This is a genomic window from Natronomonas aquatica (genome assembly GCF_024449025.1).
Taxonomy (GTDB): Archaea; Halobacteriota; Halobacteria; order Halobacteriales; family Haloarculaceae; genus Natronomonas; species Natronomonas aquatica.
The window spans coordinates 1-15,509 of the sequence record NZ_JAHLKM010000009.1; the positions used below are offsets into that span (position 1 = coordinate 1).

Below are 15,509 nucleotides of genomic sequence, written 5' to 3' on the forward strand. Positions count from 1 at the left end.
TTTCCACCGTTGCTGAACCGAATATCTGGAACTATCTCTGCCCGTAATTCCCGGTAAAAACTAACGCACGACCGTATCACTCGATCGCTTCGACGTCTCTCAGGGCACCCTCTGCCGCCCGAACGAACGAATCGATCTCCTCGTCGGTCATCGGCGTCGAGATGTTCCCCATCCCACGGGGGGCCATGAAGATACCGCGGTCGCGCATCCCCAAATAAAATGCGAGCGAGTGATTCGGGCCGCTGTCGTCGGTAGCTTCCAGCCCGGAGCCGGCGGACTCGAAGTCGGTTACCGGTCCCTCGGCGAAGTGGATATGGAACACGGATCCCTCTCCGGTAACGGTTACCGGGAGATCGGTATCGTCGGCGATACCCTGTACCTCCTCACGGATTCGATCTCCATGCTGGTTGATCTCGCGGATCGCGTCCTCGTCCAACAGATCCAGCATTACGACGCCACCGGCCATGGTAGCAGGGTTTCCGTTGAACGTACCCGAGTGACCCACGTTGCCCTCTTCGGGGTGGTACACGTTCATTACGTCCTCGCGACCACCGAACGCACCGACCGGGAGCCCACCGCCGATGATTTTTCCGAACGTGGTAAGATCGGGGATTACACCCCGTTTTTCCTGTGCTCCCCCCACCGAAACACGGGCGGACATGACTTCGTCGAATACGAGGAGACTGTCGTGCTCCTCGGTAAGATCCCGGGCCGTTTGGAGATACTCGGTCGTCGCGGGGATCATTCCGGCCGCACCGAGGAACGGTTCGACGATGAAACAGGCAAACTCCGAGCCGTGTGCTTCGAAGACCTCCTTGAGAGCGTCCGGGTCGTTGTATCGGACGGTCGTCACGCGTTCTTCGACGGAGGACGGGATTCCGGGGTGTTCCCGTCCGTCGCCAGTAATACCGACTTCGACGGCGTCGTGTGTTCCGTGGTATCCGCCCTTCACTTTCAATATGTGATCCCGCTCGGTGTATGCGATAGCCGCTCGGGTCGCGTTCATCGTCGCTTCTGTACCGGAATTGGCGAACCGAACGGAGTCTACCGAAGGGAAACGATCGACGAGTCGCGTGGCGAGTTCCGTTATATCTCGGGTCGGTGATCCGAGCCCGTTTCCTTTCTTGAATCGTTCGACGACGGCGTCGACGACAGGCTCCGGACTGTGTCCATGGACCGCCTGCGTGTAGTTGTTCAGAAAGTCGATTACCTCGTCTCCGTCCTCCGTCGTCATCCGACAGCCGGATGCACTCTCGATGAACGTCGGGAACGGTTGGGTGTACGTAACCGACCGCGTATCCCCTCCGGGGAGCACGGAGATAGCTTCTTCAAAGAGGGAATACGATTCCGCGTTCGTTTCCCGATACCGTTTCTCGAGATCTGAGAGAGTTACGTTCGTCTTTTGTGAACTCATAACATGGGTGTTTATACGAAGTGTTTTATAGCCTTTGGGGCGAACCCGTCGGTCGTGTCACGGTAGGGATGCGGAGTGGTGGGAAGCAGTGCTCGATACCGCCCGGGTCGCCGATTCTACAGATTAACAGGCAGAGTGCCTCGGGGCTTGACCCCGAGGGTGAATGCCGTCACTATATGCCACAAATTTAAGTATTTCTAGCGTTAACACGCCGACAACGACCAGAAACAAACCTCTCAAAGTATGGAAATGAAGACCTCATTTCCTTCGCTGGTCGTTCGACAGTTTGGAAATGTGGCCCCTCTCAAAACCCGCTACGGCGGTGCGACGGGGGTTTCAACGGGCGGCGTGAAGCCACCGACTCCCACGGACACTTCGGCGTGTTCGGGTGTGAATTCCAGCCGACTCCTCACGGAGAAGGTCGGGAGGAATTAAATTTCGCCTGCGGGTGCGGTGCGGCCCCAAGACGGTGAAGCCTCGGGGCTTGCCCCAGAGGTACTTCACGTACGGTGCTCGTAGTTTGTGGAACGAGATCGGACGCAGTTTCGGAGCATGCGTCCGCTGGTCCCGGTAGTGTTAAAGCGAATATACACGATATACGTAATATCGTCAAATTATGACAGAATACAATCATAATCCCGTTACAGTCGAGGACAAGACCGCCGTTGTAATCGGCGGAACCAGCGGGATCGGGGAGGCGATCGCCCTCAGTTTCGCCGAGAGCGGCGCGGATGTCGTGGCATCGAGTCGTGATCAGAAACGGGTCCGCGATACGGCCGACTCGATTCGAGAGCGCGGGGCCGAAACGGTCGAGATCACGAGCGATATCACCGACAGAGACTCGCTTCGATCCCTTCGTGACGAAACGCTCTCGACTTTCGGTAGCGTCGATATCTTGGTCACGTCTGCCAGTGCCGTATCCCGCTCGTCCTTGGAGACGATAACGGAGTCGGAATGGGCCGACGTCTTCGACGTTCAACTAGACGGCGTATATCGTGCCGTACAGGAGTTCACAAGGGAGATGAATTCGGGGAGTATCATCAATATTTCGTCGATCTCGGCCCGATTGGCAGCAGCGAACCTGTTAGCGTACTCGGCAGCAAAGGGGGGGACCAATTCGTTCGTGAGGGCCGCTGCGAAGGAACTGGCACCGGATATCCGAATTAACGCCATCGCGCCGGGGTTTGTCATAACGAATCAGAACAGGGATCAATACGCGGAGGGAACGGAAAAACGAGCGCGTATCGAAGAGCGGACGCTACTGGGTCGGGTTGCGGATCGGGAGGAAATCGCCGGGGCGGCTCTATATCTGGCCAGTGACGCCGCATCCTACACGACCGGTGAGATAATCACCGTTGATGGTGGATTCTCGGACAACGTCTTTTGATCCGCGATCGGGTTCGCGGCAGCTTCGGCCGGATCACTCGAGATCCCACCACCGTTCGTAGTGCCCTCGATACCCAGAATCCCTTCGATCGTTCCCAACGTTGCGTGCGTGCGATGTCTGATCCGGTATCCCCCCTGGAGTAACATCCGGTATCCCCCCTGGAGTAACACGAGTCGACCGTCGACGTGATTCTCGCCGAGCCGCCCCATCCGTTCGGCGGCTTCGCGGGACCGACCCGGATTCCCGTCGGGGAAACCGGGCGATGGATCAGCCGGCGTTTTCTGTGACCGTCCGGATCGCGTCACAGATGATGTCCATCCCGGTCTCGGCTTGCTCTTTCGTCGTGACGAGCGGCGGAAGCAACCGGAGGACGTTCCCGTCCCGGCCGGCCTTCCAGACGAGAACGCCGTTCTCGTAACACCGCTTTCGGATCGCCTTGACCAGTTCCTTGTCCGGGTTGCCGTCGTCGTCGATGAACTCCGCGCCGATGAACAGCCCCTTGCCGCGCACCACACCGATGTGCGGGCTATCGACATCACGGAGCCGGGATCGCATGTACTCGCCGAGTTCCGTCGCGTGATCCAGCAGACCGTGTGCCTGGATATACTCGATCGCGGCCGTGCCGCCCCGCATCGCAGGGATGTTTCCCCGGAACGTCCCGATGTGGCCGCCGGCGTCCCACGTGTCGTATTTCTCGTGGTACATCATCCCACCGAGCGGAAGTCCGGCACCGCCGATCCCCTTGGCCATCGTCATCGCGTCGGGCGTCACGCCGTAATCTTCACATGCCCACCACTCGCCGGTCCGCCCGAAGCCGGACTGAATCTCGTCGAAGATGAGCATCGCGTCGTTGTCGTCGGCGATGTCACGCAGCCCCTTGAGGAAGCCTTCGGGGGGAACGACGACGCCGCCCTCGCCCTGGATCGGCTCGACCCAGATCGCGCCGGGGGTCTCGTGGCCGCCGTAGGGGTCCTCGAACTTCGCTTTGACCGCCTCGAGCGAGCGGGCACAGGACATCCGCCCACAGCAGTCCTCGCGCGGACAGACCGCCGCCGCGCCGTCGTCCTCGAGCGCCTCGCGGAACGGATAGGGGTACGGGGCGTGGACGACGTCACCCAACAGCGGCTCGTATCCCTCCTTGTACGCCTTGCCCGCGGTGAGACTCAAAGCGCCGGCCGTGCCGCCGTGATACGAGCCCTCGAAAGCCAACATTCCGTGGCGGCCGGTGTTGTGTCTCGCGAGCTTTATCGAGCCCTCGATCGCATCACTGCCTGACGGGCCGCCGAACACCATCCGGTTTTGCCCCTGAAGGCCGGAAGGGGCGATTTCGTCGAGTGCCTCGATGAAATCGAGGCGTGCCTCGGTCGGAAAATCGATAGTGTGAACGAGTTCGTTCGTCTGTTCGTTTACCGCCTCGAGGACGTGGGGATTCGAGTGACCGACGTTCAGGACGCCGATCCCGGCGAAGAAATCGAGAAATACGTTTCCGTCGGCGTCTTTCAGCGTCGAACCGCGGCCCGTTTCGGGCGCGATCGGGAGGTCTTTCGGGTACGCGACTGCGCCGCTGTCGATTCGTTCCTGTCGTTCGAGCAGTTGCTTCGATTTCGGGCCGGGGATCGACGTCTCGACGTGCGGCGCCTCTTCGAAATGGAGCTCGTGGATCGGCGGACCGACGGGCATACTGGCTGAATCTTGCGACCAACCGATAAATAAGTTTGGACGCTGATCGGAAAGTCGGGCCTACTGAATCGCCACATGGCGTCGGAATCAGAAGGATACGTACTCCCCGATGTTGTAGACGATACCCCTCAAGAACACCCATGGTGTTCGTAGGGAACTCGGCGAGTATATCGGTTGAGAGACTTCACCGACAACGTCCTGTGTCGGCCAGGAGATGTATTGTGGCATGAAAGGTATTCGGTACGATTCCGGTGAAAATACGGTGACTTCTGGACGGTTGTGCCGTCGATATATCCGAATCGTCTCCGATCTATGTCGTATAGTATCGGTTTTGGTTCGAATATATTAGCAAAAGGTTAATTTTTGAACAACCGAATAGTGAGAATAACATGGAAAAGCAACGACCCGAACGAAACGAAACCGAGCGACTCGACCGGGAGTACACGCTGGGGACCTGGACGCGCCAGCGGGACTTCGATCCCACCCAGATCGTCGACACCGAGGGGCCGCGGATCGTAACCGCCGACGGCGACTCGATCCTGGACTTCAGTAGCCAGTACGTCTGTACCAGCCTCGGCTACGACGCCGAACGCATCGCCGACGCCGTCTCCGAACAGATCCGCGAGGTACCCTACGTCAGTCCCGGCTGGTCGACGGAGCCGCGTGCCAAACTCTCGGAGAAACTCGCCGATATCACGCCCGGATCGCTCAAGAAGACGTTCTACTCGACGAGCGGGACGGAAGCCAACGAGGTTGCCTTCAAGATCGCCCGGGCGTACACGGGGAAACACAAGATCCTCTCGCGGTACCGATCCTACCACGGCGCGACCGCCGCCTCGCTGTCCGCTTCGGGCGACCCCCGCCGCGTCGCACAGGGCCCCGAGATCCAACCGGAAGTCCCCGGCATGATCAAAGGGCCCGATCCGTACGCTTACGGCTCGAGTCTCGATCCCGACGAGAGCCTCGAGTACATCGACGAGATGCTGGAGCTGGAAGGCGGCACTGTCGCGGGTGTACTGGTCGAACCGCTCGTCGGCTCCAACGGCGTGTTGACCCCACCGGACGATTATCTCCCCCGGCTCCAGGAGATCGCCCGCGACCACGGCGCGTTGTTGATCTGTGACGAGGTCATGACCGGGTTCGGCCGCACCGGCGAGTGGTTCGCCTCGACGCTGTACGACGCCGAACCCGACATCATCACGATGGCGAAGGGACTGACCGGATCGTACCAGCCGCTGGCCGCGACGACCGTCACCGAAGAGATCGGGGAGTACTTCGAGGACAACCTCCTCAATCAGGGTCATACCTTCTCGGGGCATCCGGTCGCCTGCGCGGCCGGGATCGCGGCCATCGACACCTACGAGGAGGAAGAACTCGTCGAGAACGCCAGCGAGATGGGCTCGTATCTGAAATCCGAACTCGAAGCGCTGGCCGACCGGCACCCGAGCGTCGGCGAACGCCGCGGCGTCGGCCTCCATCAGGGGATCGAACTCACGAAAAGCGAACGAGAGCGGGTCCCCTTCGAGGAACGGAGCGACAAGGTATCGAGCAAGCAGACCGTCCTCGACGAGGTTGGTGCCCGGGCGCTCGAAAACGACGTGTATTTTTACACGTCAGTGAACACGATCGTGGTCACACCGCCGCTGACGATCACCGAAGCCCACGTCGACGAGGCGATCGCCGCGCTCGACGACGCTCTGGAGATCTCCGACAGCGCGATGGACGAGTAACCGGACGCCGAACGGCTCGTTTTATCCGGCGTTACGCCCCTTGCCCCGCACCGGGCTGAATGCGAGTTCCGATCCCCTCGCCGGTCGGCATGTACGAAGCGGCTCAGTTCGTCAATCCGCCGTCGATGACGAGATTGTGACCGTTGACGTACGAGGCGGCATCGACCACTGAAAACAGCGCCGGGCGGGCGAAAAGTTGCCGACGAGGACGTGGACCGGCCCGCGGTCCTACGTTAGAATGCCTCGCCCTTCAGGACGGAGAGAGTATCAACAACCCGCCATACGATCCGGGTGACCACACTAGTTAGGCTGATTTTTTATAATAGATCCGTTCCGAGACGTGGGCGCATCCATGGCGCAACCAGGGAGCGAACAAAAACCGGCTGGCCTCGCTCGTCGGCCTCGACGTGCTGATGATATGTACCGGTGCCGTGGCGACGCTGTCGGCGACCGGCGTGTTTCTCGGTTCCGTCGGGAGCCGAACCGTCCGGTGGGACGTCTCGACGGCCTTTTTCATCGCGTTGCTGTATTTCCCCTTCGGAACGCTGACCGAGGGGGCAAAGCGGCTTTCCGACGACGCCCGATCGACGTTTGATGCCCTCGGGAATCCCGTTATCGCCGTCCGGCTGGTCTACCCGGTGTGGTTGATCGTCGGCACGGAGAGAGTCGGCGTCATCGGCCTTTGCCCCGAAACGGCCGGGGTCACGCTGCTCGATTTCGTGGCGAAGGTCGGCCTCGGTATCGTCCTGCTGTCGAGCCGCGACGTGTTCGACGACGCAGGTACGGGCGCCGGCACGACCGGACAGGCGACCGTGGATTGGACCGGGTGGAACGCCGATCGCGTATCGGTGGACCGGCTTTTCGATCCGACCGAGCAGCCGCGACCGTGACGGTCGAATGGAACGCGGAGAAGTGGACGAATGCTAAAGATATTTACTGAGTCAAATCGTAATAAGGACTATCCACGGGGTACAGAACCAATCCACGGAGATACCGGTTGTGGATGCCAAGCAGTATCTCACGTCGGGCGATCCATGCAGACGATTATAAAATATGAATACCTCGATACCTCGTCAGACACGGGAGAGTGGAAAACGGAGCCGATTCAACTGTGTCATAACATGAGATCAAGATGAACCTTCCAAACATCGTGTTCGGGTTACACGTCTCAGTTGGCGTGCTCGTCTTCGGCGTCGGTGTTTACGCCGCTATCAACGGCAGCGTGATCCAGTTGTTTATCCTGGGTTCGATCGCTGTAATGATCGGATTACTCGGACGCTCGGTGAGCCGCCTCCTGGCACGACAATAATACATCGACGGCGAAAGAATGATACGACACGAGAATACGCTCGGTTCGGGTGTGATCGGATGACCGGACTTAAACCTGAAGACAGAGTCCCGATGGCCGCGGCGATCGCTGTCTTGGTTTCGAGTAACATTATCGGGTACTCGCTCCGAGTCACGATATACATCAGCATACTGGCGGCACCGCTGGCAATTATCGCATTCATGACCGTGCGCTATCTGCTGTACGGGAGCATGGTGCCCGAAGTGCTACGTAACGACGGATCATGAGAACGGTCGATCTCACAGTCGCAATCAGGGAATCCGACGGTGCGACTGTACTCCCGGTGTCGGTCGCCGACGTGATCGACCTCGACGACGATGACGTGATCCGCCTCGAATACGGGGTGGGGAACGAAGTAGTGACAACGCCCGAACTCGATGACAGTATCGGGAAAGACCGCGTGTTGATTTCCTCCGAACTAAGCGGACGGCTCGGTGTCGAAGGGGGCGAGACGGTCGCTGTCGGGGCCGTCAGTCCCGACACCGCCAGCAGAATACGCCTTGCGCCGGTGCCTCGGTTGTCAATTCAGGGTGGCGCCCAGTTGCTGAGAGACGCTGTTGGTGACGCGCCGCTGACGGACGGCGAAACCGTGTCGGTTTCGTTCTTCGACGGGTCGTTGAGTATCCCCTTCCGGGTACTGTCGACGGATCCGTCCGGTCCGGTATTTGTTACGACCGAAACGGACGTACGTATCGAGGATGGTCCCGCGCCGGTCGAGACTTCGGAAGCAACGACGCCAGTCCCGAGATCGGCTGTCGGTGGATACGAGGACACGGCAGAGAAGATCGAAAAGTCGCTTGTGGGCGCTTTCGGTAACGAGGGACGTACAGGGGAAATCGCGCCCCGTCGTGTCGGGATGCTGCTAGCGGGCCCCCATGGGGTAGGCAAGACACATCTCCTGCGCTATGCGGCCTGGGCCACCAACGCCTCCATTCATCGAGTCTTACCGCAGCGACTGCTCTCGAGCAGTGGGGAGACGGCGGCGGATCACCTCCGTTCCGTCGCGACCACAGCCCGGGGGAGTGGCCGGGGAGTCATCCACCTCGATGCTTTCGACACGGTGCTCGACGAAGCGAATGCGGCGACGGTGGCGGCCATCCGGGAATGGGTCGATCGGATGAAAACGGTAGGGGAAGTCGCCGTCGTCGCCGAGGTGACGGACCTGTCCGCGGTTCCGGTCGACCTCCGTCAGGGAACCCGGCTTTCGAAAACGGTTACCGTACCGGAACCGGGGCGATCTGACCGGGGGGCCATCCTTTCAACACTGGCGTCAAATATGTCGGTCGGAGCATCCGTTGACGTGGCCGAGATCGGCAGCCGGGCGTTCGGATACGTCCCGGGAGATCTCGTTTCCCTATGGCTGACAGCGGCCGAACTAGCGGCGCAACGAACCGACGCCGAACCGCTGGCTATCTCGGAGGCGGATTTCGAGGAAGCACTCGAGCTGACCGAACCAAGTGGGTTCGACCAGTCCACTACTGACATCCCGACGACGACGTTCGACGATATCGGCGGTCTCGATGAGGCGAAACGCGAGTTGATACGCGCCGTCAAATGGCCGCTGACGAACCCGGAGCTGTTCGAAGCGATCGACATCGATCCGCCGAGCGGAATCTTGCTCTACGGGCCGCCAGGAACCGGAAAAACCATGCTCGCACGCGCAGTCTCGTCGACGAGCAACGCTAACTTCACGGCAATCAACGGCCCGGAACTGATGAACAGGTACGTTGGCGAAAGCGAGCGCGCTGTGCGCCGCGTGTTTGAGCAGGCTCGATCGAACGCGCCGACAGTGCTGTTTTTCGATGAGGTAGATGCGATCGGCATGACACGCGCCGAGGAGAACAACTCGCCGGCGACAGACCGGGTCGTCTCTCAACTACTGACCGAACTGGACGGCGTCGAACGGCGGGGGGCGGTCACCGTCGTTGGGGCGACCAACCGGCCAGGACGGCTCGACGACGCGCTCTTGCGACCCGGACGGTTCGACCGTCTCGTTTCGGTACCGATGCCGGACGCGGCGGCGAGAGCCGAAATATTCCGGATCCATTTACGCGGACGGGTGACAGGGGACTACGATATCGACGTTCGCGCGCTCGCAGAGCAAACCGAAGGCTACACCGGCAGCGACATCGCCGCCATCGTGAGGGAGGCCGGGCTGTTGGCGATCGAGTCACGGATTCGTGAGCGTTCACAGGGCCGTACGGCAGCCACCAACCCGACGGTGCGGATCCGAGAGCGAGATCTGAAACGAGCACTCGAGACGGTCGATCCGTCTTTGTCGCCGGAAACTCGTACTCGGTACGACTCGCTCGATCAGCTCGGGTGAGTGATCTTCCGGGCGAAATCCCGTTTCGCAAGGAGCGAACGATGCCAGCCGTGAGCGAATCAATACGCGTCGTTCACTCCAACGTCCGTTCTCGGTGCAGTGTCAGTATAGAGATGACCACGCCCGCGAGCGCGATTGCTTCGATACCCAACACCAGCCAGAAGGCCGGACGGAACGCCAGTCCAACCGCCTGGAACACGGGCAGGACAAACAGACCGACGATGGCCAGGGCTGAGGAAGCGACCAATCCGGCCAGCGATCGGTAACTCTTCCGTGGGGGGGGTTCGCCCGGTTCACTCATGTGTAGCTAATGGCATACTGAGCCTCGCACAATAAAAAGCGCGCGACAGGGTTGTTAGTCCGCGGTCGCTTCTTCCGCAGACGGCGTCGGGGCGGAGTCGCCACCGACGACGGCCCGGCTCCGGAGGAGGATGAACCCGAACCCGATCTTGGCGAACAGGTCCAGGATCATGAAGATGAGCGTCTCTCCGTACAGGCTAAGAAGGCCGAGTCCTTCCGTGCCCACGAGCCACGCGACCGGGTAGACGGCCCAGGCGACGAGGATGACGTTCCGTAGCACTTTGAACGTCGATTGAGTATCCTCGTCGGCTTCCGCTGCTGCCTCCCCGACGACGACTACCAGGAAGTACAGCACGAACAGCATCGCGATCGTGCTGATCGTCCAGAAGGCGTAGCGCGCGACCGGAACCGTCATCAGCGTCGCGAACAGCCCCGTGACGATCATGAAGGCGTCGATCCCGATGAGCGTCGCGATATCGCGGTTCTTGGCGCCAGCCAAGAGGCCGATATCGAGCAACAAAAGCGGTGTGGTGAACAACCAGTCAGCGTATCGGGCCCAGTAAATATCGAGTACCTGCCCGTTCACGAGCTCGACTTCGGTCAGGCCGAACCCGAAGAACATCGACAGGTACGACGACGCCGCGATTCCTGCGATCAGGATGGTGATGACGTAGAATTCTTCGGCTTCGGGATCTTGGACGTCCCATCCTTTTGCCATGAAGTAAACCATCCCGAGGAGCATTCCCACCGTTCCGAGGGCAAGCCAGATGCCTTCACCTTCAACGCCAAGGCTCGACATCTGCAGCGCCCAGACAGTATCTGTCGGCATTACATATTGTATTAGGACACATGATTATATAAATCAATTACCAAACGAGTGTGATACCCTCTCTCGGGAGGCGATAAAGAGGTCACAACCCACCGGATGATCACTACTGTCTATAGTAGTCGGTAGAAGTCAGTGCAGGTCCACTCGCGAGTGTCCGGCCAGCGTGGCTGTCGCTGGCCATCCGGCTGTGAGTGGTGTATAAACAGTTCTACTGACTACTATATTACGACTCAGCTGCTGAGTTACGACCAACAGGATCACCCTTGGTGATTACCACCACCAATAGATTCAACCCATATAATCACGTACTGTCGTACATGTCAGATGAAACCCAAGAAGTGGATACAGCAGAGACAGACACAGAGACGCGGAGCACCACTGAGGAACAGTCTGATGCTGTGCTCGACGCCGAGGCCGTAGAGGAAGCCCAGACCGTCGAAGAGCTCACAGAGACCGTCGAAGAACAGCGAGAGCAGATCGAAGAACTGGAATCACTGTTGCTGGACCTCTCGGCGCGTGTGGCTGACGGAAACTCGATGGGCGTTTGTCCCGATTGTCACGGGCCCGTGATTAAGGTCGATCCCTGGTTCCGACCAGCAAAAATAAAATGTACGGACTGTCAGCGGGTGTTCCACGAGTACTAATGGGCTCTCGAAGGGCAAGAGTGAGCGCCGAGGGACGCATCTGTCGGCTGTGATCACAACAGCGTGTGGTCCCTTGACATTCTCCCCACGCTGAAGGGCGAGGACTCCTTCGTGGGACAGCGGGCCGATCCCACGTCCCCGAGGGCAACTTCCTCCCACAAGGGGAGTACCGGGTTCGTGCGCGATACGTCGGCCCCGTGAGGGGTGTGGCGGATTCAACGTCCATTCGGACGCGGTATCCGCTTGTACCGTCCATCCCGTTCATCCCGGAGAGACGGCGGGGATGCCCCCAGTCGCAGATATTCCCTGCGTCCGGGCACGGGCCGTGCCATCGGCCTACCTGCCCTTCATGCCACGGTGGGCAGGCACAAGCGAGCGAGGGTTGCTTTTTCGTTGCCGTGTTACCATGGCTTCGGTGACGCCCTCTCGAGAATGGTGTGGTGGCCTTTCGTCGGGCCGGGCGGACCCCAATCCAACCGCCAGTTTTTGTCCGGTTGTGCTTACTATCGTGTACGCTGTCGGGCGGTTTGAGTCTGTCGGTTGTCATTTTAGCGCCGGATTCATCCCCGCGCTAAAACACGGGGCTTTCTCCTCGATTATCCGTAATCATCGAAAGCCGCTGAGACGTGCGAGCCCGTCGGTCTCGCCACAATCAGCCAGTCAGATCCCCAATATCGATGCCATCACCGGTTTTCGAAACCCTTTTTGATAGCCTACGCGTCGTCGGAACCGCAGGCCGCCTTAGCTCAGACTGGGAGAGCACTCGACTGAAGATCGAGCTGTCCCCGGTTCAAATCCGGGAGGCGGCATTACACTCACAGTTCAAATGCCTGTGAGCTGGGAGTGCGTTTCGACATCACGGGATTCTATTGTCGAATTGAACCGCCGTTACTTCACTTCGCTCGTGACGAGGTTTCACTTTTCAAGACTCGCAACACTCGGTCGCGTTGCTCACTCGGTTGCGTCGCGTGAAAAGTGGGACCGCCGTCGATACCATGACTGTTCTCTCGACCATGGGGTCCGGGACTGTTCGACCCAATTCTAAAATCGGTATTAGTAAAATCATGATTTAGATAACCAGAAGAATGATGATTGTCGGGGTGATACAGGAGGTATGGCCAGCCAGCGGTTCGTCAACCGCGGGGACGAACTCGAATTGCTAAACTCGCAGTTCGAGAACGACAGTGCCGAACTGATCGTCGTCTACGGGAGACGACGACTCGGCAAGAGTGCGCTCGTTCGCGAGGCAGTCCGGGAACGTGCGGACGCCGTCTACTGGCAGGCAACCGAGGAGACCGCGGCCGCACAACTCGCTAACTTCGTCGACACGGCCAGGGAGACGTTTCCACTCTTGGGGGACATTCAGCGCGACTGGGAGGCATTGCTCCGGGCACTCGGTCGCGAAGACGCAATCGTCGTCCTGGACGAATTTCCCTATCTCGTCGAATCTGACGACTCGCTCCCGTCGAAAATACAGCGCGTCTGGGACACGCAGCTCGAGGAGACGGACACGACACTCGTGCTCGTCGGCTCGTCGATCAGCATCATGGAAGACAAGGTCCTCAGCGGTGGCAGCCCGCTGTACGGCCGTCGGACGGCGACCATCGACCTTCCGCCACTTGACCTCGCGGATGCACGGCAGTTCTACCCTGGTGACGACCCGGACGAGATCATCCAAGCCTGGAGTGTCTTCGGCGGAACGCCGTACTATCTTCAGGCGCTCGACCCATCCCGCTCGCTAGCCGAGAACGTTCAGTCGCAAGTACTCTCGGAACATGGTGTTCTTCACAACGAACCGGAGTTCCTGTTGCGGGCGGAGTTCGGAATCCGGGAACCGCAGACCTACTACACGATTCTCCGGGCAATCGCGACCGGCAAACGGGCTGCCAACGAAATCGCTGGCTTCGCCGGGGTCGACTCCAACACGCTGGGTTCGTACCTCTCGAAGCTCCGTCGACTACGTCTCGTCGAACGCGATATTCCCGTGACCGCCAATCCTAACTCGACGCGGAAGAGTCGTTACCGGCTGAAGGAACCGCTGTTCCGGTTCTGGTTCCGGTACGTCTACGGCCAGCAGGGAGAGCTCGTCCAGCTCGGCGAGGACGCCTACGAAGAGATGGTCGAACCGACCTTCACCGACTACATGGGGACGATGTTCGAGCGAGTCTGTCAGAACGCGCTTCCGTCACTGATCCCCGAGACGTACCATGGCATCGGCTACTGGTGGCACAAGCAACACGAACTCGATGTTGTGGGACTCGCGAGTGATGGGACACTCGTCGCAGGAGAGTGTAAGTACACTAACCGCGAGATGACCGAGGGAGACTTGGCCGAACTCGAACGGACAGCATCGGAGGTCCAGTGGTCGCCATCCAACGAAAGCGACCGGACAGAGCAGTACTGCTGTTTCTGTCGATCCGGGTTTTCCGATGGCCTGCAACAGGTGGCTGCGGAACGCGACGACGTGTCACTGTTCACACCCAGCGAAATCGTGCCAGGTGACAGTGAGTGATTACGAAGTATCTGCAAGTCGTCGCGCCAGACTGTGCCGTACGAGCAACAGGAACGCACACAGCGTGGCTCGTCGGCGTGTCTCGACGAAGTGAAACGCGACGTTGTAGTGGCGGGCCCACGCCGTGACCGTCCCGACGACCTGAGCAGGATGGATGTCCCGTCTCGCCATGCACCCGCGATTACCGAGCAGCGTTTGCCACGATGTCTCGACAACAACGGGTAGGGGATGTGACCATTCGGCTGCTCGCTGTAGTTCACGCTCGAATCGGTCTCGCTCCCAGGTAATCGCAGTGAGGAAGTCGCAGCCGGACTTGCGTTCGACTGCGAAGTGGGGGCGATACGTGTCGAGTTCCGGGTCGTGGGTACAGTATCTCGGGACGGCGTAGTCTCCTGTCGAGAGCGTCACATCTCGTGTCTCTACCGGGAGTGTATCGAACGTCCACGGACGCTGTTCGCGCGTGTCCCGCAGGACTGTCGTCGGAATCGGACGCCGCTCTCGTCGCTCGGTCATCGGTTGAGGCTGGGCTCGGTATCACGGGTAAATGTTCGCCGAAGCCACACTCCTCGATGACAGTACGGCGTCGCTCAAAACCCGGCCTTCTCCAGTTCGTCGAGAAACGCCGGGCGGTTCGAGTGTTTCTCCTTCAGGAAGTCGACGAACTCCTCGAACCGCTCTTCGGGGACGAGTTGCTGCATCCCTTCGAGGTGGTCAGCAATCGTTCGGTAGTGACGCCGTCCCGTCTCGCCAGCGGCAAACGGGACGAGCAGTTCGTGGTAGCACTCGAAGTATTCGACCGGATCGACGGTTGCGACCGGGTCCCGATACCGGCGCACTGACGAGAGATCGTCGCTGTCTTTCAGTTCCGCAAACGCTTTTTCGAGGTCACCTTCGTGGACGTACATGGCGATGAGCTTCTGCCGGTCGTCCGCGAACTGTCGCTCGAACTCCTCGTAGAGTGACTGCCACTTTTGATCGTCACAGACATCTTTCAGGTCGTCGTAGGCTGCCCACTCGGTATGGTCGAGAAAGAGATCTTTCAGCGTGCGACGGTACGCGTCCGAGTCGTGCTCTTGGCAGAACCGCGACGACGTGCTTGCAGTCGCCACCACCGTCGTAGGGACAGGTACACCGCGTATCGATGCCCCGTCCGCTGAAATCTACAGTCACGTCGTACAGATTCGAGCCACTGACAGCCGCGGTAACGAGGTCGTCGAACCGGTCGAGCCGCTGAATCCGCCTTTCGTCGCGGTAGTTCTCGCCGCGCTCGAACACGGCATCGGAACTCCGATTTCGGATGGTCTCTCTATCGACGTTCATGCCTCGTCGTTCGACGTGG

Annotated in this window: 14 protein-coding genes, 1 tRNA gene and 1 pseudogene; 9 read left to right on the forward strand and 7 right to left on the reverse strand. The window is 59.7% G+C overall.

Annotated elements, in window-relative coordinates:
• Nucleotides 1–76: 76 nt before the first annotated feature.
• The gene (locus KM295_RS08590) at nucleotides 77–1,414 is read right to left on the reverse strand and encodes an aspartate aminotransferase family protein (RefSeq protein WP_256029536.1); all 1,338 of its coding nucleotides are present in this window, start codon (nucleotides 1,412–1,414) and stop codon (nucleotides 77–79) included.
• 616 nt (nucleotides 1,415–2,030) lie between these two features.
• Here KM295_RS08590 and KM295_RS08595 point away from each other — a divergent pair.
• Nucleotides 2,031–2,801: an SDR family NAD(P)-dependent oxidoreductase gene (locus tag KM295_RS08595; protein WP_256029537.1), complete on the forward strand. Its 771-nt coding sequence runs from the start codon at nucleotides 2,031–2,033 to the stop codon at nucleotides 2,799–2,801.
• 267 nt (nucleotides 2,802–3,068) lie between these two features.
• On the opposite strand, the gene KM295_RS08600 is transcribed toward KM295_RS08595, so the two are convergent.
• Complete coding sequence (locus KM295_RS08600; protein WP_256029538.1) at nucleotides 3,069–4,481, reverse strand: aspartate aminotransferase family protein; 1,413 nt, start codon at nucleotides 4,479–4,481, stop codon at nucleotides 3,069–3,071.
• Between the two features lie 389 nt (nucleotides 4,482–4,870).
• Between KM295_RS08600 and KM295_RS08605 the strand changes: the two genes are divergently transcribed.
• The 5 genes from KM295_RS08605 to KM295_RS08625 all read left to right on the forward strand — a co-directional run bounded on the left by KM295_RS08605 (nucleotide 4,871) and on the right by KM295_RS08625 (nucleotide 9,885).
• Nucleotides 4,871–6,211 (forward strand): aminotransferase family protein, encoded by a 1,341-nt coding sequence (locus tag KM295_RS08605; protein ID WP_256029539.1) that lies wholly within the window; start codon nucleotides 4,871–4,873, stop codon nucleotides 6,209–6,211.
• Between the two features lie 326 nt (nucleotides 6,212–6,537).
• Nucleotides 6,538–7,101: a bacteriorhodopsin gene (locus tag KM295_RS08610; RefSeq protein WP_256029601.1), complete on the forward strand. Its 564-nt coding sequence runs from the start codon at nucleotides 6,538–6,540 to the stop codon at nucleotides 7,099–7,101.
• 242 nt (nucleotides 7,102–7,343) lie between these two features.
• Entirely contained in the window at nucleotides 7,344–7,520 is a 177-nt protein-coding gene (locus KM295_RS08615; RefSeq protein WP_256029540.1) for a hypothetical protein, read from the forward strand.
• A 59-nt stretch (nucleotides 7,521–7,579) separates the two neighbouring features.
• Nucleotides 7,580–7,786, forward strand: coding sequence for a hypothetical protein (locus KM295_RS08620; RefSeq protein ID WP_256029541.1), 207 nt, complete (start codon nucleotides 7,580–7,582; stop codon nucleotides 7,784–7,786).
• The gene (locus tag KM295_RS08625; protein ID WP_256029542.1) at nucleotides 7,783–9,885 is read left to right on the forward strand and encodes an AAA family ATPase; all 2,103 of its coding nucleotides are present in this window, start codon (nucleotides 7,783–7,785) and stop codon (nucleotides 9,883–9,885) included. Before KM295_RS08620 ends, KM295_RS08625 begins: the two co-directional genes overlap by 4 nt.
• Before the next feature lie 73 nt (nucleotides 9,886–9,958).
• Here the strand turns inward: KM295_RS08625 and KM295_RS08630 are convergent, their stop codons facing one another.
• Both KM295_RS08630 and KM295_RS08635 read right to left on the reverse strand, forming a co-directional pair.
• Nucleotides 9,959–10,186 carry a hypothetical protein gene (locus KM295_RS08630; protein ID WP_256029543.1) on the reverse strand — a complete coding sequence of 76 codons (228 nt, stop codon included), beginning with the start codon at nucleotides 10,184–10,186 and terminating at the stop codon, nucleotides 9,959–9,961.
• Nucleotides 10,187–10,240: 54 nt separating this feature from the next.
• The gene (locus tag KM295_RS08635) at nucleotides 10,241–11,014 is read right to left on the reverse strand and encodes a bacteriorhodopsin (RefSeq protein ID WP_418904773.1); all 774 of its coding nucleotides are present in this window, start codon (nucleotides 11,012–11,014) and stop codon (nucleotides 10,241–10,243) included.
• A gap of 317 nt (nucleotides 11,015–11,331) precedes the next feature.
• On the opposite strand from KM295_RS08635, the gene KM295_RS08640 reads away from it, so the two are divergent.
• From KM295_RS08640 to KM295_RS08650, 3 genes are all read left to right on the forward strand, one after another.
• Nucleotides 11,332–11,658, forward strand: a complete 327-nt coding sequence (locus KM295_RS08640) for a hypothetical protein (protein ID WP_256029544.1) — start codon at nucleotides 11,332–11,334, stop codon at nucleotides 11,656–11,658.
• A 735-nt stretch (nucleotides 11,659–12,393) separates the two neighbouring features.
• Nucleotides 12,394–12,467: transfer RNA gene (locus KM295_RS08645), tRNA-Phe, on the forward strand.
• A gap of 305 nt (nucleotides 12,468–12,772) precedes the next feature.
• Complete coding sequence (locus KM295_RS08650; RefSeq protein WP_256029545.1) at nucleotides 12,773–14,170, forward strand: ATP-binding protein; 1,398 nt, start codon at nucleotides 12,773–12,775, stop codon at nucleotides 14,168–14,170.
• On the opposite strand, the gene KM295_RS08655 is transcribed toward KM295_RS08650, so the two are convergent.
• The 3 genes and pseudogenes from KM295_RS08655 to KM295_RS17055 all read right to left on the reverse strand — a co-directional run.
• Entirely contained in the window at nucleotides 14,171–14,683 is a 513-nt protein-coding gene (locus KM295_RS08655; protein ID WP_256029546.1) for an ERCC4 domain-containing protein, read from the reverse strand.
• A gap of 74 nt (nucleotides 14,684–14,757) precedes the next feature.
• On the reverse strand, nucleotides 14,758–15,282 hold the full coding sequence (locus tag KM295_RS17050) for a hypothetical protein (RefSeq protein WP_418904774.1): 525 nt from the start codon (nucleotides 15,280–15,282) through the stop codon (nucleotides 14,758–14,760).
• A pseudogene (locus tag KM295_RS17055) lies at nucleotides 15,248–15,490 on the reverse strand (SWIM zinc finger family protein); the annotation flags it as partial. The gene KM295_RS17050 and the pseudogene KM295_RS17055, both read right to left, overlap by 35 nt.
• Between the last annotated feature and the right edge of the window lie 19 nt (nucleotides 15,491–15,509).